The sequence below is a fragment of the Extensimonas soli genome (genome assembly GCF_029211265.1).
GTDB lineage: Bacteria > Pseudomonadota > Gammaproteobacteria > Burkholderiales > Burkholderiaceae_C > Extensimonas > Extensimonas soli.
Map to the genome: position 1 here is coordinate 356,811 of NZ_JARGEL010000013.1, position 21,892 is coordinate 378,702.

Consider the following 21,892-nt stretch of genomic DNA (forward strand, 5'->3'; position numbering starts at 1 on the left):
CATGAAAAAGAAGCTCATTGCAGGCAACTGGAAGATGAACGGCAGCCTGGCCAGCAACGAGGCGCTGCTGCGCGCCGTGCGCGATGGCATGGCGCAGCAGGCGCCTTCGTGCGACGTTGCCGTGGCGGTGCCCGCGCCGTATCTGGCGCAGGTGCAGACGCTCACCGCCGGCGCGCCGCTGGCCGTGGCGGCGCAGGACGTTTCGGCGCACGAGGCCGGCGCCTACACCGGCGAGGTGTCCGCGGCGATGCTCAAGGATTTTTCCGTGCGCTACGTGCTCGTCGGGCATTCGGAGCGCCGCCAATACCACCATGAAAACGACTCCCTCGTCGCCATCAAGGCGCAGCGGGCGTTGGCCGCGGGCATCACGCCCATCGTCTGCCTGGGCGAAACCATGCAGGAGCGCGAGGCCGGGATGACCGAAGCCGTGGTCAAGCGCCAGCTTGCCGCGGTGATCCACCTGAACGGCCACTGCATCAGCGAAATCGTGGTGGCCTACGAGCCTGTCTGGGCCATAGGCACGGGGCTCACGGCCACGCCCGAACAGGCGCAGGAGGTGCACGCCGTGCTGCGCAGCCAGCTTGCGGCCGCAACCGAGCAACCCGACCGCATCCGCCTGCTCTACGGCGGCAGCATGAACGCCGCCAACGCTGCAGCCCTGCTGGCCCAGCCCGATATCGACGGCGGCCTGATCGGTGGTGCCTCGCTGAAAGCGCCCGATTTCTTGCAAATCATCGCTTCAGCCAAGTAAATCAGGCACAAGAAGCTATTGAAAACGGAGTAAAAAAGAATGAATGTGCTCGTCAACGTGATACTGGTCGTGCAGATGCTCGCGGCCGTGGGCATGATCGGCCTGGTGCTGGTTCAGCATGGCAAAGGCGCGGACATGGGGGCCGCCTTCGGCAGCGGCGGTGCGGGCAGCCTGTTCGGCGCCAGCGGCAGTGCCAACTTCCTCTCTCGCTCGACGGCGGTGCTGGCGACCATCTTCTTCGCCGCCACGCTGGCGCTGGCCTATTTCGGCAATGCGCGCCCCACGAGCTCCAACAGCGTGCTCGAATCCGCCGCTGTCGCGCCCGTTGCGCCCGCAGCTCCAGCGTCCGCTGCAGCCTCCGCGCCTGCTGCAGCAGCCTCCGGGGCGGCGCAGATTCCCACCAAATAATCTGCAGCAAAATCCGCCCGGAGCCAGCGAATGAGGGTTTTTCCGGGTTAGAATTTACGTCTGTCCGGAGCGCAAGCCTCAAGCCATCCGGGCAGCAAAAACCGCCGTCGTGGTGAAATTGGTAGACACGCTATCTTGAGGGGGTAGTGGCGAAAGCTGTGCGAGTTCGAGTCTCGCCGACGGCACCATACAAAACCCACCTGCTGCTCGCGTCTGTCGAGTTTTAGCGGGTGCGGCTACAACGGTGAGCAAATCCACAAGATGAACCTCGATCAATACCTCCCCGTTTTGTTGTTCATCTTGGTCGGCATCGCCATCGGTGTCGTCCCCTTGGTGCTGGGTTATGTGCTGGGGCCGAACCGGCCCGATCCGGCCAAAAATTCTGCGTACGAGTGTGGCTTTGAGGCGTTCGAAGACGCGCGCATGAAGTTCGATGTACGCTACTACCTCGTCGCCATCCTGTTCATTCTGTTCGACCTCGAGGTTGCCTTTCTCTTCCCCTGGGCGGTGGTGATGCGCGAAGTCGGCTTGACCGGCTTCATCGCTGCGGTGATCTTTCTGGCCATCCTTGTCGTGGGCTTTGTCTACGAGTGGAAAAAAGGCGCCCTCGATTGGGAATGAGCGCGACAGGCTTCAACGAGGACGGATCTGATGATTGAAGGCGTAATGAAAGAAGGCTTCGTCACCACGAGCTACGACGCCGTGGTGAACTGGGCCAAGACGGGTTCGCTGTGGCCCATGACGTTCGGCTTGGCCTGCTGCGCCGTCGAGATGATGCACGCGGCGGCTGCGCGCTACGACATCGGGCGTTTCGGGGCCGAGGTGTTTCGTGCCAGTCCGCGCCAGTCTGACCTGATGATCGTCGCTGGCACGCTGTGCAACAAGATGGCGCCCGCCCTGCGCAAGGTCTATGACCAGATGGCCGAGCCGCGCTGGGTGCTCTCCATGGGTTCCTGCGCCAATGGCGGTGGTTACTACCACTACAGCTATTCGGTGGTGCGCGGCTGTGATCGCATCGTGCCGGTCGATGTGTACGTGCCCGGTTGTCCGCCCACGGCCGAGGCGCTGCTCTACGGCATCATCCAGTTGCAGCAGAAAATCCGCCGCACCAACACCATCGCACGGGTTTGAAGGGTTGACGATGACAGAAGTAGCCATTCGGCCCGAACAGCTCCAGGAAACCATCGCTAGCGTGTTGGGCGACGCCGCACGCAGCATCTCCGTTCGCCTCGGAGAAGTCACGGTACAAGTGTCGGCCGCTGACTATCTTGGTGTGATGCAGCGCCTGCGCGAGGCCGAAAGCTGTCGTTTCGAGCAGCTCATCGACTTGTGCGGCATGGACTATGCAGACTTTGCCGGGCAGGAAAGCCCGCGTTTTGGCATCGTTGCGCATCTGCTGTCGGTGAGCCTGAACCAGCGCGTGCGCGTCAAGGTGCGCTGCCCGGACGACGATCTTCCGGTGCTGCCCTCGGTCTCGCAATTGTGGGCTTCGGCCAACTGGTTTGAGCGCGAGGCGTTCGACCTGTATGGCATCGTCTTTGAAGGGCACGACGACCTGCGCCGCATCCTCACCGACTACGGTTTTGCCGGTCATCCGTTCCGCAAGGATTTTCCGCTTTCGGGGCATGTCGAAATGCGCTACGACGAGGAGCGGCGCCGGGTGGTTTATGAGCCCGTGTCGATCGAGCCGCGCGAAAACACGCCGCGCATCGTCCGTGAAGACAAATACGCCGGCCTGGGCGCGGCACGCCGTTTGTGATCCACCATGGCTGAAATCAAAAACTATTCCCTGAACTTCGGCCCCCAGCACCCGGCAGCGCACGGCGTGCTGCGGCTTGTGCTCGAACTCGACGGTGAAGTCGTGCAGCGCGCCGACCCGCACATCGGCCTGCTGCATCGCGCAACCGAAAAGCTCGCCGAACACAAGACGTTCATTCAGTCGCTGCCCTATATGGACCGGCTCGATTACGTGTCCATGATGTGCAACGAGCACGCTTACTGCCTTGCGATCGAAAAGCTGTTGGGCATTGAGGTGCCGCTGCGTGCGCAATACATCCGCGTGATGTTTGCCGAAATCACGCGCCTTTTGAACCACCTGATGTGGCTGGGATCGCACGGCAACGACTGCGGCAGCTCCACGATCCTGATCTATACCTTTCGCGAACGCGAAGATCTGTTCGACATGTACGAGGCCGTGTCCGGCGCGCGCATGCACGCAGCGTACTTCCGTCCTGGCGGTGTCTATCGTGACCTGCCCGACAGCATGCCGCAATTCAAGGTCAGCAAGATCAAGGGGCCCAAGGAGCTCGCGGAACTCAACCGCAACCGCCAGGGCTCCATGCTCGACTTCATCGATGATTTCACGCAGCGCTTTCCGAAGTGCGTCGATGAATATGAAACCCTGCTGACCGACAACCGCATCTGGAAGCAGCGCACCGTAGGCATCGGCGTCGTCACGCCCGAGCGCGCACTGAATCTGGGCATGACCGGCCCCATGTTGCGAGGCTCCGGCATCGCGTGGGACTTGCGCAAAAAGCAGCCTTACGAAGTCTATGACCGCATGGATTTCGATATCCCCGTGGGCAAGACGGGCGACTGCTACGACCGCTACCTTGTGCGCGTGCACGAGATGCGCGAGTCCAACCGGATCATCAAGCAGTGCGTCGATTGGCTGCGCGCCCACCCCGGCCCGGTGATCACCGACAACCACAAGGTGGCCCCGCCGTCGCGCGAGTCCATGAAGTCCAACATGGAAGAGCTGATCCACCATTTCAAGCTCTTCACCGAAGGCTTCCACGTTCCCGAAGGCGAGGCCTACGCGGCCGTCGAGCACCCCAAAGGCGAATTTGGCATTTATCTCGTGAGCGACGGTGCCAACAAGCCGTACCGGTTGAAGATCCGCGCGCCCGGCTTCGTGCACTTGTCCGCACTCGACGAAATTGCGCGCGGCCACATGCTCGCCGACGCCGTGGCCATCATAGGCACCCTGGATATCGTGTTCGGAGAGATTGACCGATGATTTCTGAAGCGACCAAAGCCCGCTTTGCGCGCGAAGTGGCCAAATATCCTGCCGAGCAAAAGCAATCGGCGGTGATGGCCTGCCTGTCCATCGTGCAGCAGGAGCAGGGCTGGGTGAGCCCTGAAGCCGAGCAGGACGTGGCCGAATACCTTGGCATGCCCACCATCGCCGTGCACGAGGTCAGCACTTTCTACAACATGTACAACCAGGCGCCGGTGGGTCGTTTCAAGCTCAACGTCTGCACCAATTTGCCCTGCCAGTTGCGTGACGGTCTCAAGGCGCTGCACCATTTGGAGCAAAAGCTGGGTGTCCAGATGGGCGAAACCACGGCCGACGGCATGTTCACGCTGCAGCAATGCGAATGCCTGGGCGCCTGTGCCGACGCACCGGTGATGTTGGTCAACGACCGCACCATGTGCAGTTTCATGGACGACGAAAAGCTCGACCAATTGATCGATGGCCTGCGCCAGGCCGAGGAGCGCCCATGACTACGGCAGCACAAATTCTGGCGCAGTTCCAAGCCACAGGCGTGCAGACCTGTTTCCATGGGCGCCACATCAACCCGCAGATTTACGCCGGGCTGGACGGCAGCAACTGGAGCCTCAAGGATTACGAAGCACGCGGCGGCTACCAGGCTTTGCGCAAAATTCTTGGCAAGGATGGCGGCGAAGGGCTCACGCAGGACCAGGTCATTGCCACGATGAAAGAGTCTGGCCTGCGCGGGCGCGGTGGTGCGGGCTTTCCTACGGGCCTCAAATGGAGCTTCATGCCGCGCCAGTTCCCAGGGCAGAAATACCTGGTGTGTAACTCCGATGAAGGCGAACCGGGCACCTGCAAAGACCGCGACATCCTGCGCTACAACCCGCATACCGTCATCGAGGGCATGATCATCGCGGCCTATGCCATGGGCATCAGCGTGGGTTACAACTACATCCACGGCGAGATTTTTCAGGTGTACGAGCGCTTCGAAGCCGCACTCGAAGAGGCGCGTGCCGCCGGTTATCTGGGCGAACGCATCCTGGGCAGCGACTTCAGCTTCCAGTTGCACGCTGCGCATGGTTTTGGTGCCTACATCTGCGGCGAGGAAACCGCCCTGCTCGAGTCGCTCGAGGGCAAAAAAGGCCAGCCGCGTTTCAAGCCGCCGTTCCCGGCGAGTTTCGGTCTGTACGGCAAACCCACGACGATCAACAACACGGAAACCTTTGCCGCGGTTCCTTGGATCATCCGCAACGGTGGCGCAGCCTATCTGGCGTGCGGTAAGCCCAACAATGGCGGCACCAAGATTTTTTCTGTCAGTGGCGACGTGGAAAATCCCGGCAATTACGAAATTCCACTCGGTACGCCCTTTGCCAAGCTGCTCGAATTGGCGGGTGGTGTGCGCAAGGGGCGTCAGCTCAAGGCCGTGATCCCTGGAGGCTCTTCGGCGCCGGTGCTGCCCGCAGCCGTCATGATGGAGTGCACCATGGATTACGACTCCATCTCCAAAGCGGGCTCCATGCTGGGCTCGGGCGCCGTGATCGTGATGGACGACACGCGCTGCATGGTCGAAAGCCTGCTGCGCCTGTCTTACTTTTATGCCCACGAATCCTGCGGCCAATGCACGCCCTGCCGTGAAGGCACGGGCTGGCTGTGGCGCCTGGTCGATCGCATTCACAAAGGGCAAGGCCGGGAGGGTGACCTGGAGCTGCTCGACTCGGTCGGCGAAAACATCATGGGCCGCACGATTTGCGCGCTCGGCGATGCCGCGGCCATGCCGGTGCGCGCCATGCTCAAACATTTCCGTCCCGAGTTTGCAGCGAAGATCCGCAACAAGGCTGGGCAGGGTGCTGTTTCCGTCAACTCTGCGTCTGCCTGATCGCGAGAACGAATATGGTTGAAATTGAACTGGACGGTCAGAAAGTGGAAGTCGCCGAAGGCAGCATGGTGATGCATGCGGCCGAAAAGGCAGGCACCTACATTCCCCATTTCTGCTACCACAAGAAGCTCTCGATCGCGGCCAATTGCCGCATGTGCCTCGTGGACGTGGAAAAAGCGCCCAAGCCCGTGCCGGCGTGCGCGACGCCGGTCACGCAAGGGATGATCGTGCGCACCACGAGCGAGAAGGCCATCAAGGCCCAAAAATCCGTGATGGAGTTCTTGCTCATCAACCACCCGCTCGACTGCCCGATTTGCGACCAGGGCGGTGAATGCCAGTTGCAAGACCTGGCCGTGGGCTACGGCGGTTCGGCCTCGCGCTATGAGGAAGAAAAGCGCGTGGTGTTCCACAAGGATGTGGGACCGCTGATCTCCATGGAGGAGATGAGCCGCTGCATCCATTGCACGCGCTGCGTGCGCTTCGGCCAGGAAATCGCCGGCGTCATGGAGCTGGGCATGATCCACCGTGGCGAGCATTCCGAAATCACCACGGTATCCGGCAGCACGGTCGATTCGGAACTGTCGGGCAACATGATAGACATTTGCCCCGTCGGTGCCTTGACGAGCAAACCGTTTCGCTACAGCGCACGCACCTGGGAGCTTTCGCGTCGCAAGTCCATCAGCCCGCACGATTCCACGGGTGCAAACCTGATCGTGCAGGTCAAAAACCACAAGGTCATGCGCGTCGTGCCCTTCGAGAACGAAGAAGTCAACGAATGCTGGATCGCCGACCGTGACCGGTTTTCCTACGAAGCGCTCAACAGTGCAGAGCGCTTGACCCAGCCCATGCTCAAGCAGGGGGGTGTCTGGAAAGAGGTCAACTGGCAGACGGCGCTCGAATATGTGGCGAATGGTCTGCAAGACATCAAGAAAAAACACGGTGCCACGAGCATAGGCGCCTTGGTCAGCCCCCACAGCACGCTCGAAGAGCTCCATCTCGCCGCAGAGCTCGTGCGTGGCCTGGGCAGTGACAACATAGACCATCGTTTGCGCCATGCGGAGTTCCCGCCATTCGCGGGTGTGCGCTGGCTCGGCACCTCGATCGCATCGCTCTCCAAGCTCCAGCGTGTTTTGGTGGTTGGTTCCAATTTGCGCAAAGACCATCCTCTTTTTGCCCAGCGCATCCGTCAGGCAACGCGCCAGGGTTGCGTGGTCAGTGCGATCAATGCCCTGCAGCACGATTGGGCCATGCCGGTGGCCCATACGCTGTTGCAGCCAGCAGCCGGCTGGGTGCAGACATTGGCCCAGGTGGCTGCGGTGATCGCCGAGGCAAAAGGGGTGCCGCCGCCAGAGGGCGCCAGCGCTTCTTTTGACGTTACAGCGCAAGCAATCGCGCAATCGCTGCTCGGTGGCGAGCGCAAGGCCGTGCTGCTGGGCAATGCCGCAGCGCACCATGCGCAAGCCTCGCGCTTGTTGGCACTCGCGCACTGGATAGGCGCACAAACGGGCGCTTCCGTCGGATACCTCACCGAAGCCGCCAACACCGTCGGAGCGCAATTCGTGCGTGCCCAGCCCTTGCAGAGTGGCAAAAATGCCACACAAATGCTCGCAGGGGGGCTGAAAGCTGTGCTATTGCTGAACACCGAGCCCGTGTTCGATTCCGCAGCGGGTGCAAAAGCCATTGCCGCTTTGGACGCCGCAGACATGGTCGTGACCATGAGCCCCTTCAAGGCGAACATGGAGTTCAGCGACGTGCTTCTTCCGATCGCGCCGTTCACGGAAACCTCGGGGAGTTTTGTGAATGCCGAAGGGCGCTTGCAGAGCTTTCATGCGGTGGTGCGGCCTTTGGGCGAGACGCGCCCCGCTTGGAAAGTGTTGCGTGTGCTGGCCAATATGCTCGAACTACCAGGATTTGAGTTCGAGTCTTCGCAGGAAGTGTTGATGCTCGCAACCAAGACCCCGGTTGGGCAAGAGCCCGTCATTGCCACCTCCGCGTTGAGCAATCAGCCTGCCCACGCGGGTGAGGCCGTTAGCGCTGCAGGTGAACCGGTGGTGGCATCCAGTTACCAACTCGACGGCTTGGTGCGCCGCGCTCCAGCGTTGCAGCGCACCGCCGATGCGCGCTGCGCAAGGGAAGGGGGCGTAGCATGATCGATGCGCTCTACAACGCGGGGCTGGGCTTGAGTGGCCAGGGCTGGTGGACGCACGCCGGCTGGCCCGTTGTCTGGACCCTGCTCAAGATCGTCGCCGTGCTAATCCCGCTGCTGCTCGCAGTCGCGTACCTTACGCTGTGGGAGCGCAAGCTGTTGGGTTTCATGCAGGTGCGTTATGGCCCCAATCGTGTGGGCCCCATGGGCTTGCTGCAGCCGATCGCCGATGCGCTGAAGTTGCTCACCAAAGAGATCATTCAGCCGGCAGCGGCTGACAAAGGTCTTTTTGTGCTCGGCCCTGTCATGGCCATCATGCCTGCGCTCGCGGCCTGGGTGGTGATTCCATTTGGCCCGCACGTGGCCTTGGCTGACGTGAATGCGGGCTTGTTGTTGATGATGGCCATCACGTCCATAGAGGTGTATGGCGTGATCATCGCGGGCTGGTCGTCAAACTCGAAATATGCCTTTCTGGGTGCACTGCGTGCTTCGGCACAAATGGTGAGCTATGAAATCGCCATGGGTTTTTGCTTTCTCGTGGTCATCATGGTTTCCGGCAGCATGAACCTCACGGACATCGTCATGGCGCAGTCCCGTGGCATGGCTGCGGACATGGGGCTGGCGTTTTTGTCATGGAACTGGCTACCACTGTTGCCCATGTTCATGGTGTATCTGATTTCCGGCGTTGCCGAAACCAACCGGCATCCATTCGACGTGGTCGAGGGCGAGGCGGAAATCGTTGCCGGGCATATGGTCGAATACTCGGGCATGGGCTTTGCCATCTTTTTCCTGGCCGAATACGCGAGCATGTGGCTGGTATCGATTCTTGCGGTGCTCATGTTCCTCGGCGGATGGCTCTCGCCCATCAACACCGAATTTTTCAATGCCATTCCTGGGTGGATCTGGCTGGGCCTCAAGACTTTCATCGTGGTTTCCATGTTCATCTGGATTCGCGCCACCTTCCCGCGTTTCCGGTATGACCAGATCATGCGTCTGGGGTGGAAGATATTCATTCCAGTGACGCTGGTGTGGCTGCTCGTCGTTGGCGCGTGGTTGCTTTCGCCCTGGAATATCTGGAAGTAAGCGGGGACACAAATGGCTGCTGTTGCTGCTACACCTTTTTCGCTCAAGGATTTTTTCAAGAGCTTTTTGCTCGTCGAATTGTTCAAGGGCATGGCCTTGACGGGGCGTTATGCGTTTCGCCGCAAGGTTACTGTGCAATATCCCGAGGAGAAGACGCCGCTGTCACCTCGGTTTCGTGGGCTGCACGCTTTGCGCCGCTACGAAAACGGCGAGGAACGCTGCATCGCCTGCAAACTCTGCGAGGCCGTGTGCCCTGCAATGGCCATCACCATCGAATCGCAGCAGCGTGAAGATGGTACTCGTCGCACCACGCGCTACGACATCGACTTGACCAAATGCATTTTCTGCGGGTTCTGTGAAGAAAGCTGCCCGGTCGATTCGATCGTCGAAACCCATATTCTCGAATACCACGGCGAGAAGCGCGGCGACCTGTATTTCACCAAAGAGATGCTGCTGGCCGTGGGCGACAAATATGAGGCGGAAATTGCTGCGGCCAAAGCTGCAGACGCAAAATACCGCTGAAGCGGCGCGACCAACAAAACTGGACCAGACTTTCTATAAAGAACCGATTCATGGACGCCAAGACTGGTTTTTTCTATTTTTTCTCGATCGTGCTGCTGTTTGCGGCCTTTCGGGTGGTGACGGCGCGCAACCCTGTGCATGCGGTGCTGTATTTGATACTGGCCTTTGCTCAGGCGGCGGGGCTTTGGATGTTGTTGAAGGCGGAGTTTCTCGCCATTGCGCTCGTGCTCGTGTATTTGGGTGCGGTGATGGTGCTATTCCTTTTTGTAGTGATGATGCTGGACATCCGTATCGATGCGGTGCGCAAGGGGTTTTGGAATCATTTTCCTTTGGCGGTGACGGTGGGTGCGCTGATCGCGCTCGAAATGGCCGCCGTGCTGATGGGCGGTTTTCGCGGCGTCGAGGAGCCCAGGCCCGCGTCTGTCGTCGTGGACGCGGCAGGGCACGCGGTACAGGCATCCAATGTGAAGGCCTTGGGAAAGCTGCTTTATACGGAGTATCTTTTCCCGATTGAAATTGCTGCCGTCATACTTTTGGTGGCCATGCTTGCCGCTATCGCCTTGACGCTGCGTCAGCGCAAAGACAGCAAGGCAATAGATCCCTCCGAGCAGGTGCATGTGCGTGCTGCGGATCGGCTGCAAGTGTTGAAGATCGCGGCAACCCAGCAAACTGCGTCGGCCAATGATGTGCCGAGCGAGGAGAAAAAAGCATGACCTTGACCTTGGGGCATTATCTTTCACTGGGGGCAATGCTTTTTGCGCTCGCGGCGATCGGTATTTTCTTGAATCGCAAAAATCTCATTGTGTTGCTCATGGCCATAGAGCTCATGCTGCTGGCGGTGAACACCAACTTCGTGGCTTTCTCGCATTACCTTGGCGACATGCACGGGCAGGTGTTCGTGTTTTTCATTCTGACGGTGGCTGCGGCCGAGTCTGCCATCGGTCTGGCCATCCTGGTGCTTTTGTTCCGCAACAAGTCCAGCATCGATGCGGAAGATCTCAATACCCTCAAGGGTTGAGTCGTAGCCCTACGCAAGGTTCTCTAGAATGAGTCAAACCCTTTCTGCTTCCACACTTCTGACCGTGCCTTTGGCGCCGCTCGCTGGCTCCGTGCTGGTAGGTATTTTCGGCACCTCCTTGGGCGGAAACAAAATTGGCCGCAACCTGAGCCATGGCCTGACGATTTTGGGTGTGCTCGTGGCCTTCATTCTGTCGGTCATGACGCTCAAGAGCGTGGCGCTCGATGGTGCGCGCTTCAATGAAACCCTCTACACCTGGATGGTGGCGGGTGGCTTGAAGATGGAGGTGGGTTTTTGGGTGGACAGCTTGACGGCGATGATGATGGTCGTCGTGACCTTCGTTTCGCTCATGGTGCATATTTACACCATAGGCTACATGGCGGAAGACGAAGGTTACGACCGATTTTTTGCCTATATTTCCCTGTTCACCTTCTCGATGCTCATGCTGGTCATGAGCAACAATCTTCTACAGCTGTTCTTCGGCTGGGAGGCAGTGGGACTGGTTTCGTACCTGCTCATTGGATTCTGGTTCAACAAGCCGTCTGCCATTTTTGCCAACATGAAGGCCTTTTTGGTCAACCGGGTGGGCGACTTTGGATTCATTTTGGGAATTGGTTTGATTGCTGCTTATGCAGGCACGTTGAATTACGGCGAGATTTTTGCCAAGGCGCAGGCGCTGGCGGAATTGGGATTCCCGGGAACGGACTGGATGCTCATCACCGTGATCTGCATTTGTCTTTTCATCGGAGCCATGGGCAAGAGTGCGCAGTTTCCCTTACATGTGTGGCTGCCGGATTCCATGGAAGGCCCGACACCCATCTCTGCGCTGATTCACGCGGCCACCATGGTCACGGCGGGGATTTTCATGGTCGCGCGCATGTCGCCATTGTTCGAGCTTTCAGATACTGCGCTCAATTTCATCCTCATCATTGGGGGCATCACGGCCCTGTTCATGGGTCTGCTGGGCATCATTCAGAACGACATCAAGCGCGTGGTGGCATATTCCACTTTGTCGCAACTAGGGTATATGACGGTAGCGCTGGGTGCGTCCGCTTATTCGGTGGCGGTATTTCACTTGATGACCCATGCGTTTTTCAAGGCGCTGCTGTTCCTGGGTGCAGGCTCGGTCATCATGGGCTTGCATCACAACCAGGACATTCGCTGGATGGGCGGCGTGCGCAAATACATGCCGATCACGTGGATCACCTTTCTGTTGGCATCTCTGGCGCTGATCGGTACGCCTTTCTTTTCCGGATTTTATTCCAAAGACAGCATCATCGAGGCCGTGCACGCAAGCCACTTGCCCGCAGCAGGATTTGCGCATTTCGCAGTGCTCGCAGGGGTTTTCATCACGGCGTTTTATTCATTTCGCCTCTATTTTCTGGTCTTTCATGGCAAAGAGCGGTATGACCAGAATCCCGAGGCGCACGCGGAGGATGCACATGCGCACGGGCATGATGCACACCACCATGCGCCGCACGAGTCCCCGTGGGTGGTGACGGTACCCCTGGTGTTGCTTGCGATTCCTTCGGTGGTGTCAGGATTCTTGTTCATCGGGCCTATGCTGTTCGGTGATTTCTTCAAAGACGCCATCTTCATTGATCTTGCGAAGCATCCCGCAATGGCAGAGCTCGCGGAAGCGTTCCATGGGCCGGTTGCCATGGCATTGCATGGGCTGCAAGCGGCGCCATTTTGGCTTGCCTTGGCGGGTGTCGCTCTTGCTTACTACATGTATCTGGTGAACCCGGCCTTGCCCGCAGCGATCAAGCGGCGTCTGCATCCGCTTTACGTTGTGATGGACAACAAATATTACCTGGATTGGATCAACGAGAACATCATTGCGCGCGCCGCCAGAATTCTGGGTACGGTTCTCTGGAAAGGCGGCGATCGTGCCATCATCGATGGCGCCGTGGTGAATGGCTCCTGGAAAATCGTGGGTTGGGCGGCAGGTGTCGTGCGCTGGGTGCAGTCTGGGTACATTTACCACTATGCGCTGTTCATGATTTTGGGCGTCTTCGTATTCATGACGTATTTTGTCTGGCTCAACAAGTAGGAGAAAAAGGAAAATGGGATTGTTGAGTCTTGCTATTTGGGTGCCGATTGGTTTTGGCGCCCTGTTGCTGGCCATGGGGCGTGAAGGGCAGGTGGCCGCCGTGCGTTGGCTTGCCTTGCTGGGCGCGTTGCTGGGCCTTTTGGTGACTTTGCCCTTGTACGATGGGTTCAAGCTTGGAACCGCAGCGATGCAGTTCGTCGAGAAGACGATCTGGATCGAAAGCTTCAACGTTTACTACCATCTCGGCTTGGACGGTATTTCGTTCTGGTTCGTGCCGCTTACGGCGTTCATTACGCTGATCGTGGTGATTGCCTCGTGGGAGTCGGTGACGGAGCGTGTGAACCAATACATGGGCGCCTTTCTCATTCTTTCGGGCCTGATGATCGGCGTTTTTTCTGCGCTCGACGGCATGTTGTTTTACGTGTTTTTCGAGGCGACGCTGATTCCCATGTACCTCATCATTGGTATTTGGGGTGGGCCGAACAAAATCTATGCCGCTTTCAAATTCTTCCTCTACACTTTGCTCGGCTCCCTGCTGATGCTGGTGGCGCTGATCTACCTCTACAACCAGTCCGGTGGTAGTTTCGATATCGCCACCTGGCACAAGATGCCATTGGGTGCCACGGCGCAAACCTTGTTGTTTTTCGCGTTTTTTGCGGCATTTGCAGTCAAGGTGCCCATGTGGCCGGTGCACACCTGGCTGCCCGATGTGCACGTGGAGGCGCCGACGGGCGGTTCTGCAGTGCTTGCCGCCATCATGCTCAAACTTGGCGCGTATGGCTTTTTACGCTTCTCCCTGCCTGTCACCCCGGACGCCGCGCATGAGTGGGCCTGGTTGATGGTGGCGCTGTCACTGATTGCGGTCGTTTACGTGGGACTCGTGGCCCTGGTGCAGACCGACATGAAAAAGCTCGTGGCTTATTCTTCGGTGGCGCACATGGGTTTTGTGACGTTGGGCTTTTTCGTGTTCAATGAGCTCGGAGTTTCGGGCGGTTTGGTGCAAATGATTGCCCACGGATTTGTGTCGGGTGCGATGTTTCTGGCTATCGGCGTTTTGTACGATCGCGTGCATTCCCGCGAAATTGCTGCATATGGTGGCGTCATCAATACCATGCCCAGGTTCGCCGCATTTGCTTTGCTTTTCTCCATGGCCAACTGCGGTTTGCCCGGGACGGCGGGCTTCGTCGGCGAATGGATGGTGATTCTTGCCGCAGTGCAGTCGAATTTCTGGATTGGCCTGACCGCGGCTACAGCGCTCATACTGGGTGCGGCGTATACCTTGTGGATGTTCAAGCGGGTGTATTTGGGGCCGATTGCCAATGAAAATGTGCGCAGCCTCAGCGACATCGGGAGCCGGGAGTTTTTGATTCTGGCATTGCTCGCTTTGGCGGTATTGGCCATGGGTGTGTACCCCCGCCCCTTTACCGACGTGATGAATGCTTCCGTCACAGAACTGCTGCGCCATGTGGCCCTGTCCAAGCTGAACTGACAAGACTGAACCGAAAGATTCGAGATGATTGATAACATCAGCTGGCTTGCCGTTTACCCAGAGATTGTGCTGCTGGTGATGGCGTGCGTGATCGCATTGGTTGACTTGGGGGTGCGCAGCCACCGCCGCACCGGGACCTACGTGCTGACCCTGTTGACACTGGCGGTCGTGGCTGGGTTGCAGGCCATGTACGCGCGCAACGGAAGCACGTTTTACGGCTTTGGCAACATGGTGGTCAGTGACGCCATGGGAAATTGGCTCAAGTGCTTCGCCACGATCGCGGTCATGGTGACATTGGTCTATGGCCGCTCCTATGCGGCCGATCGAGACATGTTGCGCGGCGGCGAACTGTTCACCTTGTCGATGTTTGCCTTGCTGGGCATGTTCATCATGATTTCGGGCAATCATCTGCTGGTGATCTACCTTGGTCTGGAGTTGCTTACCTTGTCGAGTTACGCGCTCGTTGCGCTGCGACGTGACGATGTCAGGGCGACAGAGGCCGCCATGAAATATTTCGTGCTTGGCGCCATGGCCAGTGGTTTCTTGTTGTATGGCTTGTCCATGCTTTACGGCGCGACGGGCTCTTTGGACATTGGCCAGGTGTTCAAGGCGGTCGTTTCGGGCCAGGTGCGCCATCAGGTACTGGTTTTCGGGCTGGTGTTCGTGGTGAGTGGTCTGGCTTTCAAACTGGGCGTGGTGCCGTTCCACCTGTGGATTCCTGATGTCTACCATGGTGCACCTACGGCCGTCACTCTGATGATTGGTGCGGCCCCCAAACTTGCGGCATTTGCGATCACCATTCGCTTGCTGGTGGATGGGCTTTTGCCTATGGCGATCGATTGGCAGCAGATGCTGGCGATCATGGCGATTGCTTCTTTGCTGTTGGGCAATTTGGCCGCGATTGCGCAAACCAATCTGAAGCGTATGCTGGCTTATTCCACCATTGCGCAGATGGGGTTCGTTCTGCTCGGTTTGCTGTCGGGCGTGGTGAATGGCCAGGTGGAGGCCATTGCGGTGCAAACGGCCTATAGCTCCGCCATGTTCTATGTGGTGACTTATGTCTTGACCACTTTGGCTAGCTTTGGCGTGATCTTGCTGCTGGCGCGTGAAGGCTTCGAGAGTGAGGAGATTTCCGATTTTGCGGGCCTGAATCAGCGCAGCCCCTTGTACGCAGCGGTGATGGCAATCTGTATGCTTTCTTTGGCGGGCATTCCGCCTCTGGTGGGTTTTTATGCAAAACTTGCGGTTTTGCAGGCCTTGATCGCGTCGGGGCAGGCGCCTTATATTGCTTTGGCCGTGTTTGCAGTCATCATGTCGTTGATCGGCGCTTTCTATTATTTGCGGGTGATCAAGGTGATGTATTTCGATGCGCCGCTAACGGCCACGAGCGTGTCCGCGGGCCCGGATGTGCGGGTGGTGCTCTCGCTCAATGGTGCACTACTGCTCTTGCTTGGCTTGTTGCCCGGCGGGCTGATGGCTTTGTGCTCGGATGCCGTGTTGCGCGCCCTGGTCACCTGATTTTTGGGCTTTCATTCCCTCATGAGCCAGACTTCATCGATATGGCTGGTGATATTGGCCGCTGCATTGGCGGCCAATTTGCCGTTTTTGAGCCAGCGTTATTTCTTTTTCGGCCCGCGGGCGGGAGGAAAGAAGACCTTGTGGCTGCGGCTCCTGGAATTGCTCGTGTTGTATTTTGCCGTGGGTGCACTGGCCTTGCTGTTGGAGAGGCGCCTGGGTCAGATAAGCCCGCAGGCCTGGGAGTTTTATGCCGTGACGGGGGCCTTGTTTTTGACACTCGCGTTTCCGGGTTTCGTTTACCGTTATCTGTTGCATCGCCATGAAGGTGCTTGACCTGAAGTGTCGGCAAGGTCACTGCTTTGAGGGCTGGTTTGCTTCCGAAACTGACTTTCAGGAGCAAATGCAACGGGGTCTGGTGCAATGCCCTTTGTGTGGCGACACGTGTGTGGAGAAGCAGCTCAGTGTTCCGCGCTTGAACCTTGGTGCCAAAGCGCCTTGCGCTGCAGGGGCGCCTGACGCAGGAACGCTGCCTGCAGCAGAGCCCTCGCACGAGGGCGGGTCTGTTGCTTTGCAGGGCGCCTGGCTGGCGCTCACGCGCAAGATCATGGCGCATACCGAAGACGTTGGGGACCGGTTTGCCGAGGAGGCGCGGCGTATGCAGAGCGGTGAGGCTCAGGAGCGGGCGATCCGCGGACAAGCCTCCGCAGAGGATGCCGCGCAATTGCGCGCGGAAGGCATTCCCGTGATCCCGTGGGCGGTGCCGCAAGCACTCAAGGAAACGCTGCAGTGGGGTGCGGCGTGACGAGCTCCAGGCTGCGCTGCGCGGCATAAAGACCCAGGCGTACCATCGTCCTGTGATCCTGTTTCAACAGCACTGTGGCGCGCGGTAGCGAGGATTCGATGCGCGGTTTGCCGCCCGCCGTGTCGTAAATCGACGGCTTCGGGTAATTCTTTCCGCTGCGATCCAGCAAACTGGCGACGATGGGATGGCTGGTGGCTGTGCCGCGCCGCAGCACGAGCGCGGTGTCACCATTGTCCAGACGCACAAAAACACCTGGCGGACACAGGCCGAGCGCACGCACCAGCGCGCGGTTGACCTCGTCTGTGGCCTCTGCACTGCGGCTGAAAATGGCGCGCACCGACTCTGTGATGCTGCGGCCAGCGCGGGTCTGGCGCGGGCTGATCATCGCGGCGTAGCGGTCTATGGTGTTCAGGATGCGCACGAGTCGTTCTGGGGGCGCTTGTGTGGGCAGGGCCTGGCTCGAAGAGGGGAGCGGGGTATGGTGCAGTTGCACCACGCGCAGCCAGAGTTCGTCTTGGATGTGCAAGCCTTCGAGCAGCTTGCGCCCATTTTGTGCATGCTCACGGATGGCGTTTTGCTGTGCTGCGCTGGGTTTTTCGCGCTGTTGCGCCAACTCGTTTTGGAGCGCAGTCATGCCGATGTTCATCGTCAGTGCCGCATGCACCAGGCTGTCGCGCTCAGACTTGCCGAGCTGCAGCTCTTGCGCCAGCACGTGGCACAGCGTGCCACACACCAGGGCATGCGAGGTGCTGTAGCCAGCAGTGGAGGTGCTGGCGAGTTGAAACATGAGGTAGAGCCCCGCGTCGGTGTCATGCGCCATCAGGTCCTGCAGCCACCGGTCGAGTTGGCGCACTTTGTCCGCGAAGTGCAGCACTTGCGCGGGCGCAGACAGCAGGACTGCGAGGGCGGATTCCAGGTCCGCCCAGAGGCCGAGCAAGTCCTCGTACTCGCCATCGTGGCCGCGGTGGCTCCAGGCAGTTGGTGGTGACATGGGTGTTGGCAGGCCAGTGACTCAGCGCTTTTCCAGCACCATCCGGTCGTTCATCCGGGTCATTTGGAATTCTTCGAGGAAGCTGTTGCCGAGCAGTATGTAGGGCATGGGCTGGGGCGTGACGATGGCTTCGATGCCGAAAACCTCGACGTCGCCAATACGCACGGAGTCCAGCTTGATGCGCCAGCCCTGCGCGATGCCGTTTGCGGTGCTCAAGCGCACGGGCTGGCCTTTTTGGTAGTCCAAGCCGAGGCGCTCGGCGTCGGGGCGGCCAATCACGACCGTGGACGCTCCCGTGTCCACCACGAAGTCCATGCTGCGTCCGCTGATGGTGCCGCTGCCCACGAAATGGCCGCGTCCGTCGGCGAGCAGGGTGACGCGCCGGCCGCTGCCGCCCTGCCTGCCCACGCTCACAGGGGCCTCTCCGAGCCGCAGGTTACGGCGCTGGCCGTTGACTTCTACCACGGCGTCATCGCGCCCGACGGAGAGCACCTTGACGCCCTGGTGAACTTCGCCCGCCGCCATGCTGTGCGGCGGGTTGCCGTCTATGACCAGGAGTGCCTTGCTCCCCAGAATGCCGGACAAGGCCACCGCCTGCTCGGCTTGTACGGTCACGCCAAGAAGGCTGCCACTGGAGCAGATAGCCACCGCGGCGAGAAAGCGCAGGGCGTGGCGCCCAAAGAGCTGCATTTCAGTCGCGGAAGTTGTTGAAAGACAAGGGAACTTCTGCGATTTCCTTGCGCAGCAGCGCCATCACGGCTTGCAGGTCGTCGCGTTTGGCGCCTGTGACGCGCACCGATTCTCCCTGGATGGACGCCTGCACCTTGAGTTTGCTGTCCTTGACCAGGCGCTGGATTTTTTTGGCCAGCTCGCTTTCTATGCCGCTGCGCACTTTGGCGACTTGCTTGACCTTGTCGCCGCCGATTTTCTGCACCTCGCCCATGTCGAGAAAGCGCACATCCACATCGCGCTTGGTGAGCTTGGCGCGCAGGACGTCGGCGATCTGCGTGAGCTGGAATTCGGCGTCGCCCAGCAGCGTGATTTCTTGGTCTTTGAGTTCGATGTCGGCGCAGGTACCTTTGAAGTCGAAGCGGGTGGCGATTTCCTTGGCGGTGTTCTCGACGGCGTTTTTGACCTCTACGAGGTTGGGCTCGCACACGGTGTCAAAGGATGGCATGGTGATTCTCGGTGGGTCGTTGGGGAGAGTTGCTGCGCAGGCTGAGGTGCGGCGCGCATCATCGGAATGCGAAAATCGCCCTATGTTAGTCGAGAAAAACTGCTCTTTGCAGCCCTTCAACAGCTTTGGCATCGCGGCGCGCGCGCAGACCCTGGTGCATGTGCGCTGCGTTGATGACATTTTGCAATTGCTGGCGCACGAAGAATTGCGGCGCGGACCTTTCTTCGTGCTGGGCGGTGGCAGCAACATCGTGCTCACGGGGGATGTGAAAGCGGTGGTGCTGAAGGTGGAAGTCAAAGGTTTGCGCCTGCTCGCAGACACGCCACAAGCCTGGATCGTGGAGGCTGGGGCGGGTGAGCTTTGGCACGATTGTGTGCGTTGGACGCTGGCCCACGGCATGCCCGGCCTGGAAAACCTGGCCCTGATTCCCGGCACCGTGGGCGCGGCGCCGGTGCAAAACATTGGCGCCTATGGGGTGGAGCTGCAGGATCGTTTCGAGTCGCTCGACGCCGTGGACCTGGTCACCGGGCAGTGCTTCACCCTGGATGCCACGCAGTGCGGTTTTGCCTACCGCGACTCGGTGTTCAAGCACGCGCCGCCCCCGGCGATGGCGAATGATGGTGGCCTGCCGCGCGGCATGGGGCTGGCCGGGCGCGCCGTGATCACGCGCGTGCGTTTGCGCCTGCCCAAGCCCTGGAAGGCAGAGCTGGGCTACCTCGACCTGCAGCGCCGCAGCATCGAGACAGGGATTGCGCAGCCCACGGCGCAGCAGGTGTTCGAGTGGGTCTGCGCCATCCGGCGCGCCAAACTGCCCGATCCGCAGGCGCTGGGCAATGCGGGAAGTTTCTTCAAGAACCCGACTGTCACGCCCGAACAGTGCGCCGACATCATCGCGCGCGACCCGAAGATCGTGCATTACCCCATGCCCGATGGCAGCTTCAAGCTGGCAGCGGGTTGGCTGATCGATGCCTGCGGTTGGCGTGGCAAGTCCATAGGCAAGGCCGGGGTGTATGAAAAGCAGGCGCTGGTGCTGGTCAACCGCGGGCAGGGCCAGGACAGCGTGACCGGCGGCGAGGTCATGACGCTGGCGCGCGCGATCCAGACCAGCGTCTATGAGCGCTTTGGCATTCGTCTGGAGCCTGAGCCCGTGGTGGTGTGACCGAAAATGCTCTTTTAATAAGAGCTGCATACGCTTTTGTATCAAGCGCTATTGCCCAAAAAGACTATAAAAAAACCGCCCGAAGGCGGTTTTTTGGCGCAGGCGATGACGCTGCTGGCGATCAGGATTCATTGCCCAGCAGCGGCAGGGGTGAATCCTTGCTTGCCGCGAGCAGCCCCGTCTGGGTGTAGATGCCGAGCTTGGCGCGCGTGTCCACGATGTCGAGGTTGCGCATCGTGAGCTGGCCGATGCGGTCGCGCGGCGAGAACATGGACTCGCCCTTTTCCATGGTCAGGCGCTCAGGGTGGTAGGTGAGGTTGGGGCTTTCGGTGTTGAGCAGCGAGTAGTCGTTGCCGCGGCGTAGCTCCAACGTCACCGTGCCGGTGACGGCGTGCGCCACCCAGCGCTGCGCGGTTTCGCGCAGCATGATGGCCTGCGGGTCGAACCAGCGGCCCTGGTAGAGCAGGCGGCCGAGCTTCATGCCGTTCATGCGGTACTGCTCTATGGTGTCTTCGTTGTGGATGCCGGTCACGAGGCGCTCGTAGGCGATGTGCAGCAACGCCATGCCGGGGGCTTCGTAGATGCCGCGGCTCTTGGCTTCGATGATGCGGTTTTCGATCTGGTCGCTCATGCCTAAGCCGTGGCGCCCGCCGATGCGGTTGGCTTCGAGAATCAGCGCCACCGGGTCGTCGAACTCGACGCCGTTCAGCGCCACGGGCTGGCCTTCTTCGAAGCGCACGCTGACTTCTTCGGCCAAGACCTTGCAATCGTCGCGCCAGAAGGGCACGCCCATGATGGGGTTGACGATGCGGATGCCACTGTTCAGGTATTCGAGGTCTTTGGCCTCGTGCGTGGCGCCCAGCATGTTGCTGTCGGTGCTGTAGGCCTTTTCGGCGCTCATTTTGTAGTCGAAGCCGTTGGCGATGAGGAATTCGCTCATCTCCTTGCGGCCGCCGAGTTCATCGATGAACTTCTGGTCGAGCCAGGGCTTGTAGATCTTGAGGGCCGGGTTGGTCAGCAGGCCGTAGCGGTAAAAGCGCTCGATGTCGTTGCCCTTATAGGTGCTGCCGTCGCCCCAGATGTGGACGTCGTCCTCTTTCATCGCGGCCACGAGCATGGTGCCGGTGACGGCGCGCCCCAGCGGCGTGGTGTTGAAATAGGTCAGCCCCGCGGTGGAGATGTGAAAGGCGCCCGCCTGCAGTGCGGCGATGCCTTCGTGCGCGAGCTGCTTGCGGCAGTCGATCAGGCGGGCCTTTTGGGCGCCGTATTCGAGCGCCTTGCGCGGGATGGCTTCGTAGTCGGGCTCGTCGGGCTGGCCGAGGTTTGCGGTGTAGGCAAAGGGCAGGGCACCCTTGCGCTGCATCCAGAGCAGCGCAGCGCTGGTGTCGAGGCCGCCCGAGAAGGCGATGCCGACTTTCTGGCCGACAGGCAGGTCTTGGAGAATCGTGGCCATGGGATGGAACGGGTGCTGGGGTTTCAGCCGAAGTGGCAGATGTAGTGATAGGCCTCGCCGACGCGAATGTCGAACGAGGAGTTGCCGGGGATGCTGAAGGTGTCGCCGGGGCCCGAGCGCAGCCAGGTGTCGCTGCCCGCAAGCTTGTATTCGCAGCCCCCTGCGACGCATTCCATGGTTTCGGGTGCGCCGGTCTGGAAGGTGAGCGTCGCGGGCAGGATCACGCCCACCGATTTGCGCGTGCCGTCTGGCAGCGTGATGCCGTGGCTGATGCACTTGCCGTCGAAATAGACGCTGGCTTGGGTGGCGACGCTGACGCCGTCGATTTTCTCGGTGGTCATGGGGGCGCAAAACAAAGAGCAGAACAAACGCGCGATTGTAGGGGAGGGGGCAGCCACGGCTGCAAGCCAAGGCTCGCTGCCAGGGCGTGCGCACGGCCGTTGCGCGC

General features: G+C 59.9%; 24 protein-coding genes and 1 tRNA gene. 20 read left to right on the forward strand and 5 right to left on the reverse strand.

All coding sequences use genetic code 11. The annotated features are described in order from the left end of the window. The first annotated feature begins 1 nt into the window (after position 1). From tpiA to PYV55_RS05845, 19 genes are all read left to right on the forward strand, one after another. Complete coding sequence (gene tpiA, locus PYV55_RS05755; protein WP_275849726.1) at positions 2–751, forward strand: triose-phosphate isomerase; 750 nt, start codon at positions 2–4, stop codon at positions 749–751. Between the two features lie 39 nt (positions 752–790). Next, entirely contained in the window at positions 791–1,159 is a 369-nt protein-coding gene (gene secG / locus PYV55_RS05760) for a preprotein translocase subunit SecG (RefSeq protein ID WP_275849727.1), read from the forward strand. A gap of 103 nt (positions 1,160–1,262) precedes the next feature. Further along, positions 1,263–1,347, forward strand: a tRNA-Leu gene (locus tag PYV55_RS05765). 73 nt (positions 1,348–1,420) lie between these two features. Further along, complete coding sequence (locus PYV55_RS05770; RefSeq protein ID WP_114483388.1) at positions 1,421–1,780, forward strand: NADH-quinone oxidoreductase subunit A; 360 nt, start codon at positions 1,421–1,423, stop codon at positions 1,778–1,780. Positions 1,781–1,807: 27 nt separating this feature from the next. Next, positions 1,808–2,290: a NuoB/complex I 20 kDa subunit family protein gene (locus tag PYV55_RS05775; protein ID WP_275849886.1), complete on the forward strand. Its 483-nt coding sequence runs from the start codon at positions 1,808–1,810 to the stop codon at positions 2,288–2,290. 10 nt (positions 2,291–2,300) lie between these two features. Then, positions 2,301–2,918, forward strand: coding sequence for an NADH-quinone oxidoreductase subunit C (locus tag PYV55_RS05780; protein ID WP_275849728.1), 618 nt, complete (start codon positions 2,301–2,303; stop codon positions 2,916–2,918). A 6-nt stretch (positions 2,919–2,924) separates the two neighbouring features. Next, on the forward strand, positions 2,925–4,178 hold the full coding sequence (locus PYV55_RS05785) for an NADH-quinone oxidoreductase subunit D (RefSeq protein ID WP_275849729.1): 1,254 nt from the start codon (positions 2,925–2,927) through the stop codon (positions 4,176–4,178). Then, entirely contained in the window at positions 4,175–4,666 is a 492-nt protein-coding gene (gene nuoE / locus PYV55_RS05790; RefSeq protein WP_275849730.1) for an NADH-quinone oxidoreductase subunit NuoE, read from the forward strand. The genes PYV55_RS05785 and nuoE overlap by 4 nt, the downstream gene beginning before the upstream one ends. Then, entirely contained in the window at positions 4,663–6,033 is a 1,371-nt protein-coding gene (nuoF, locus tag PYV55_RS05795) for an NADH-quinone oxidoreductase subunit NuoF (protein WP_275849731.1), read from the forward strand. The genes nuoE and nuoF overlap by 4 nt, the downstream gene beginning before the upstream one ends. Positions 6,034–6,047: 14 nt before the next feature. Continuing rightward, entirely contained in the window at positions 6,048–8,183 is a 2,136-nt protein-coding gene (gene nuoG, locus PYV55_RS05800) for an NADH-quinone oxidoreductase subunit NuoG (RefSeq protein ID WP_275849732.1), read from the forward strand. Then, on the forward strand, positions 8,180–9,262 hold the full coding sequence (gene nuoH / locus PYV55_RS05805; protein ID WP_275849733.1) for an NADH-quinone oxidoreductase subunit NuoH: 1,083 nt from the start codon (positions 8,180–8,182) through the stop codon (positions 9,260–9,262). Before nuoG ends, nuoH begins: the two co-directional genes overlap by 4 nt. 12 nt (positions 9,263–9,274) lie before the next feature. Beyond that, positions 9,275–9,784, forward strand: coding sequence for an NADH-quinone oxidoreductase subunit NuoI (gene nuoI, locus PYV55_RS05810; RefSeq protein ID WP_144729124.1), 510 nt, complete (start codon positions 9,275–9,277; stop codon positions 9,782–9,784). 50 nt (positions 9,785–9,834) lie between these two features. Next, the gene (locus PYV55_RS05815; protein ID WP_275849734.1) at positions 9,835–10,497 is read left to right on the forward strand and encodes an NADH-quinone oxidoreductase subunit J; all 663 of its coding nucleotides are present in this window, start codon (positions 9,835–9,837) and stop codon (positions 10,495–10,497) included. Next, a complete protein-coding gene (gene nuoK / locus PYV55_RS05820; protein WP_275849735.1) occupies positions 10,494–10,802 on the forward strand; it encodes an NADH-quinone oxidoreductase subunit NuoK in 309 nt (102 codons plus the stop codon). Before PYV55_RS05815 ends, nuoK begins: the two co-directional genes overlap by 4 nt. A 28-nt stretch (positions 10,803–10,830) precedes the next feature. Further along, positions 10,831–12,855 carry an NADH-quinone oxidoreductase subunit L gene (nuoL, locus tag PYV55_RS05825; protein ID WP_275849736.1) on the forward strand — a complete coding sequence of 675 codons (2,025 nt, stop codon included), beginning with the start codon at positions 10,831–10,833 and terminating at the stop codon, positions 12,853–12,855. Between the two features lie 13 nt (positions 12,856–12,868). After that, complete coding sequence (locus PYV55_RS05830) at positions 12,869–14,344, forward strand: NADH-quinone oxidoreductase subunit M (protein ID WP_275849737.1); 1,476 nt, start codon at positions 12,869–12,871, stop codon at positions 14,342–14,344. A gap of 24 nt (positions 14,345–14,368) precedes the next feature. Continuing rightward, positions 14,369–15,862: an NADH-quinone oxidoreductase subunit NuoN gene (nuoN, locus tag PYV55_RS05835; protein ID WP_275849738.1), complete on the forward strand. Its 1,494-nt coding sequence runs from the start codon at positions 14,369–14,371 to the stop codon at positions 15,860–15,862. Positions 15,863–15,883: 21 nt separating this feature from the next. Beyond that, complete coding sequence (locus tag PYV55_RS05840) at positions 15,884–16,195, forward strand: DUF2818 family protein (protein WP_275849739.1); 312 nt, start codon at positions 15,884–15,886, stop codon at positions 16,193–16,195. After that, positions 16,182–16,664: a DUF1178 family protein gene (locus tag PYV55_RS05845; protein WP_275849740.1), complete on the forward strand. Its 483-nt coding sequence runs from the start codon at positions 16,182–16,184 to the stop codon at positions 16,662–16,664. Before PYV55_RS05840 ends, PYV55_RS05845 begins: the two co-directional genes overlap by 14 nt. Here PYV55_RS05845 and PYV55_RS05850 read toward each other — a convergent pair. From PYV55_RS05850 to PYV55_RS05860, 3 genes are read right to left on the reverse strand one after another with little or no spacing between them, the layout of a single operon-like run. Further along, complete coding sequence (locus PYV55_RS05850; RefSeq protein WP_275849741.1) at positions 16,633–17,655, reverse strand: HD-GYP domain-containing protein; 1,023 nt, start codon at positions 17,653–17,655, stop codon at positions 16,633–16,635. The genes PYV55_RS05845 and PYV55_RS05850 overlap by 32 nt on opposite strands. Positions 17,656–17,676: 21 nt before the next feature. Continuing rightward, a complete protein-coding gene (locus tag PYV55_RS05855) occupies positions 17,677–18,345 on the reverse strand; it encodes a retropepsin-like aspartic protease family protein (RefSeq protein ID WP_275849742.1) in 669 nt (222 codons plus the stop codon). 1 nt (position 18,346) lies between these two features. Further along, positions 18,347–18,832 (reverse strand): YajQ family cyclic di-GMP-binding protein, encoded by a 486-nt coding sequence (locus tag PYV55_RS05860; RefSeq protein WP_275849743.1) that lies wholly within the window; start codon positions 18,830–18,832, stop codon positions 18,347–18,349. 82 nt (positions 18,833–18,914) lie between these two features. Here PYV55_RS05860 and murB point away from each other — a divergent pair, with 82 nt between their 5' ends. After that, a complete protein-coding gene (gene murB / locus PYV55_RS05865; RefSeq protein WP_275849744.1) occupies positions 18,915–19,991 on the forward strand; it encodes a UDP-N-acetylmuramate dehydrogenase in 1,077 nt (358 codons plus the stop codon). A 121-nt stretch (positions 19,992–20,112) separates the two neighbouring features. On the opposite strand, the gene argG is transcribed toward murB, so the two are convergent. Then, a complete protein-coding gene (argG, locus tag PYV55_RS05870) occupies positions 20,113–21,444 on the reverse strand; it encodes an argininosuccinate synthase (protein WP_275849745.1) in 1,332 nt (443 codons plus the stop codon). 23 nt (positions 21,445–21,467) lie between these two features. Next, complete coding sequence (gene ppnP / locus PYV55_RS05875; RefSeq protein WP_275849746.1) at positions 21,468–21,785, reverse strand: pyrimidine/purine nucleoside phosphorylase; 318 nt, start codon at positions 21,783–21,785, stop codon at positions 21,468–21,470. Positions 21,786–21,892 lie beyond the last annotated feature (107 nt).

Excerpts from the sequence above, each read along its gene's own strand:
- tpiA (WP_275849726.1), top strand. The coding sequence starts at position 2 with ATGAAAAAGAAGCTCATTGCAGGCAACTGGAAGATGAACGGCAGCCTG.
- secG (WP_275849727.1), top strand. The coding sequence starts at position 791 with ATGAATGTGCTCGTCAACGTGATACTGGTCGTGCAGATGCTCGCGGCC.
- PYV55_RS05770 (WP_114483388.1), top strand. The coding sequence starts at position 1,421 with ATGAACCTCGATCAATACCTCCCCGTTTTGTTGTTCATCTTGGTCGGC.
- PYV55_RS05780 (WP_275849728.1), top strand. The coding sequence starts at position 2,301 with ATGACAGAAGTAGCCATTCGGCCCGAACAGCTCCAGGAAACCATCGCT.
- PYV55_RS05785 (WP_275849729.1), top strand. The coding sequence starts at position 2,925 with ATGGCTGAAATCAAAAACTATTCCCTGAACTTCGGCCCCCAGCACCCG.
- nuoE (WP_275849730.1), top strand. The coding sequence starts at position 4,175 with ATGATTTCTGAAGCGACCAAAGCCCGCTTTGCGCGCGAAGTGGCCAAA.
- nuoF (WP_275849731.1), top strand. The coding sequence starts at position 4,663 with ATGACTACGGCAGCACAAATTCTGGCGCAGTTCCAAGCCACAGGCGTG.
- nuoG (WP_275849732.1), top strand. The coding sequence starts at position 6,048 with ATGGTTGAAATTGAACTGGACGGTCAGAAAGTGGAAGTCGCCGAAGGC.
- nuoH (WP_275849733.1), top strand. The coding sequence starts at position 8,180 with ATGATCGATGCGCTCTACAACGCGGGGCTGGGCTTGAGTGGCCAGGGC.
- nuoI (WP_144729124.1), top strand. The coding sequence starts at position 9,275 with ATGGCTGCTGTTGCTGCTACACCTTTTTCGCTCAAGGATTTTTTCAAG.
- PYV55_RS05815 (WP_275849734.1), top strand. The coding sequence starts at position 9,835 with ATGGACGCCAAGACTGGTTTTTTCTATTTTTTCTCGATCGTGCTGCTG.
- nuoK (WP_275849735.1), top strand. The coding sequence starts at position 10,494 with ATGACCTTGACCTTGGGGCATTATCTTTCACTGGGGGCAATGCTTTTT.
- nuoL (WP_275849736.1), top strand. The coding sequence starts at position 10,831 with ATGAGTCAAACCCTTTCTGCTTCCACACTTCTGACCGTGCCTTTGGCG.
- PYV55_RS05830 (WP_275849737.1), top strand. The coding sequence starts at position 12,869 with ATGGGATTGTTGAGTCTTGCTATTTGGGTGCCGATTGGTTTTGGCGCC.
- nuoN (WP_275849738.1), top strand. The coding sequence starts at position 14,369 with ATGATTGATAACATCAGCTGGCTTGCCGTTTACCCAGAGATTGTGCTG.
- PYV55_RS05840 (WP_275849739.1), top strand. The coding sequence starts at position 15,884 with ATGAGCCAGACTTCATCGATATGGCTGGTGATATTGGCCGCTGCATTG.
- PYV55_RS05845 (WP_275849740.1), top strand. The coding sequence starts at position 16,182 with ATGAAGGTGCTTGACCTGAAGTGTCGGCAAGGTCACTGCTTTGAGGGC.
- PYV55_RS05850 (WP_275849741.1), bottom strand. The coding sequence starts at position 17,655 with ATGTCACCACCAACTGCCTGGAGCCACCGCGGCCACGATGGCGAGTAC.
- PYV55_RS05855 (WP_275849742.1), bottom strand. The coding sequence starts at position 18,345 with ATGCAGCTCTTTGGGCGCCACGCCCTGCGCTTTCTCGCCGCGGTGGCT.
- PYV55_RS05860 (WP_275849743.1), bottom strand. The coding sequence starts at position 18,832 with ATGCCATCCTTTGACACCGTGTGCGAGCCCAACCTCGTAGAGGTCAAA.
- murB (WP_275849744.1), top strand. The coding sequence starts at position 18,915 with ATGTTAGTCGAGAAAAACTGCTCTTTGCAGCCCTTCAACAGCTTTGGC.
- argG (WP_275849745.1), bottom strand. The coding sequence starts at position 21,444 with ATGGCCACGATTCTCCAAGACCTGCCTGTCGGCCAGAAAGTCGGCATC.
- ppnP (WP_275849746.1), bottom strand. The coding sequence starts at position 21,785 with ATGACCACCGAGAAAATCGACGGCGTCAGCGTCGCCACCCAAGCCAGC.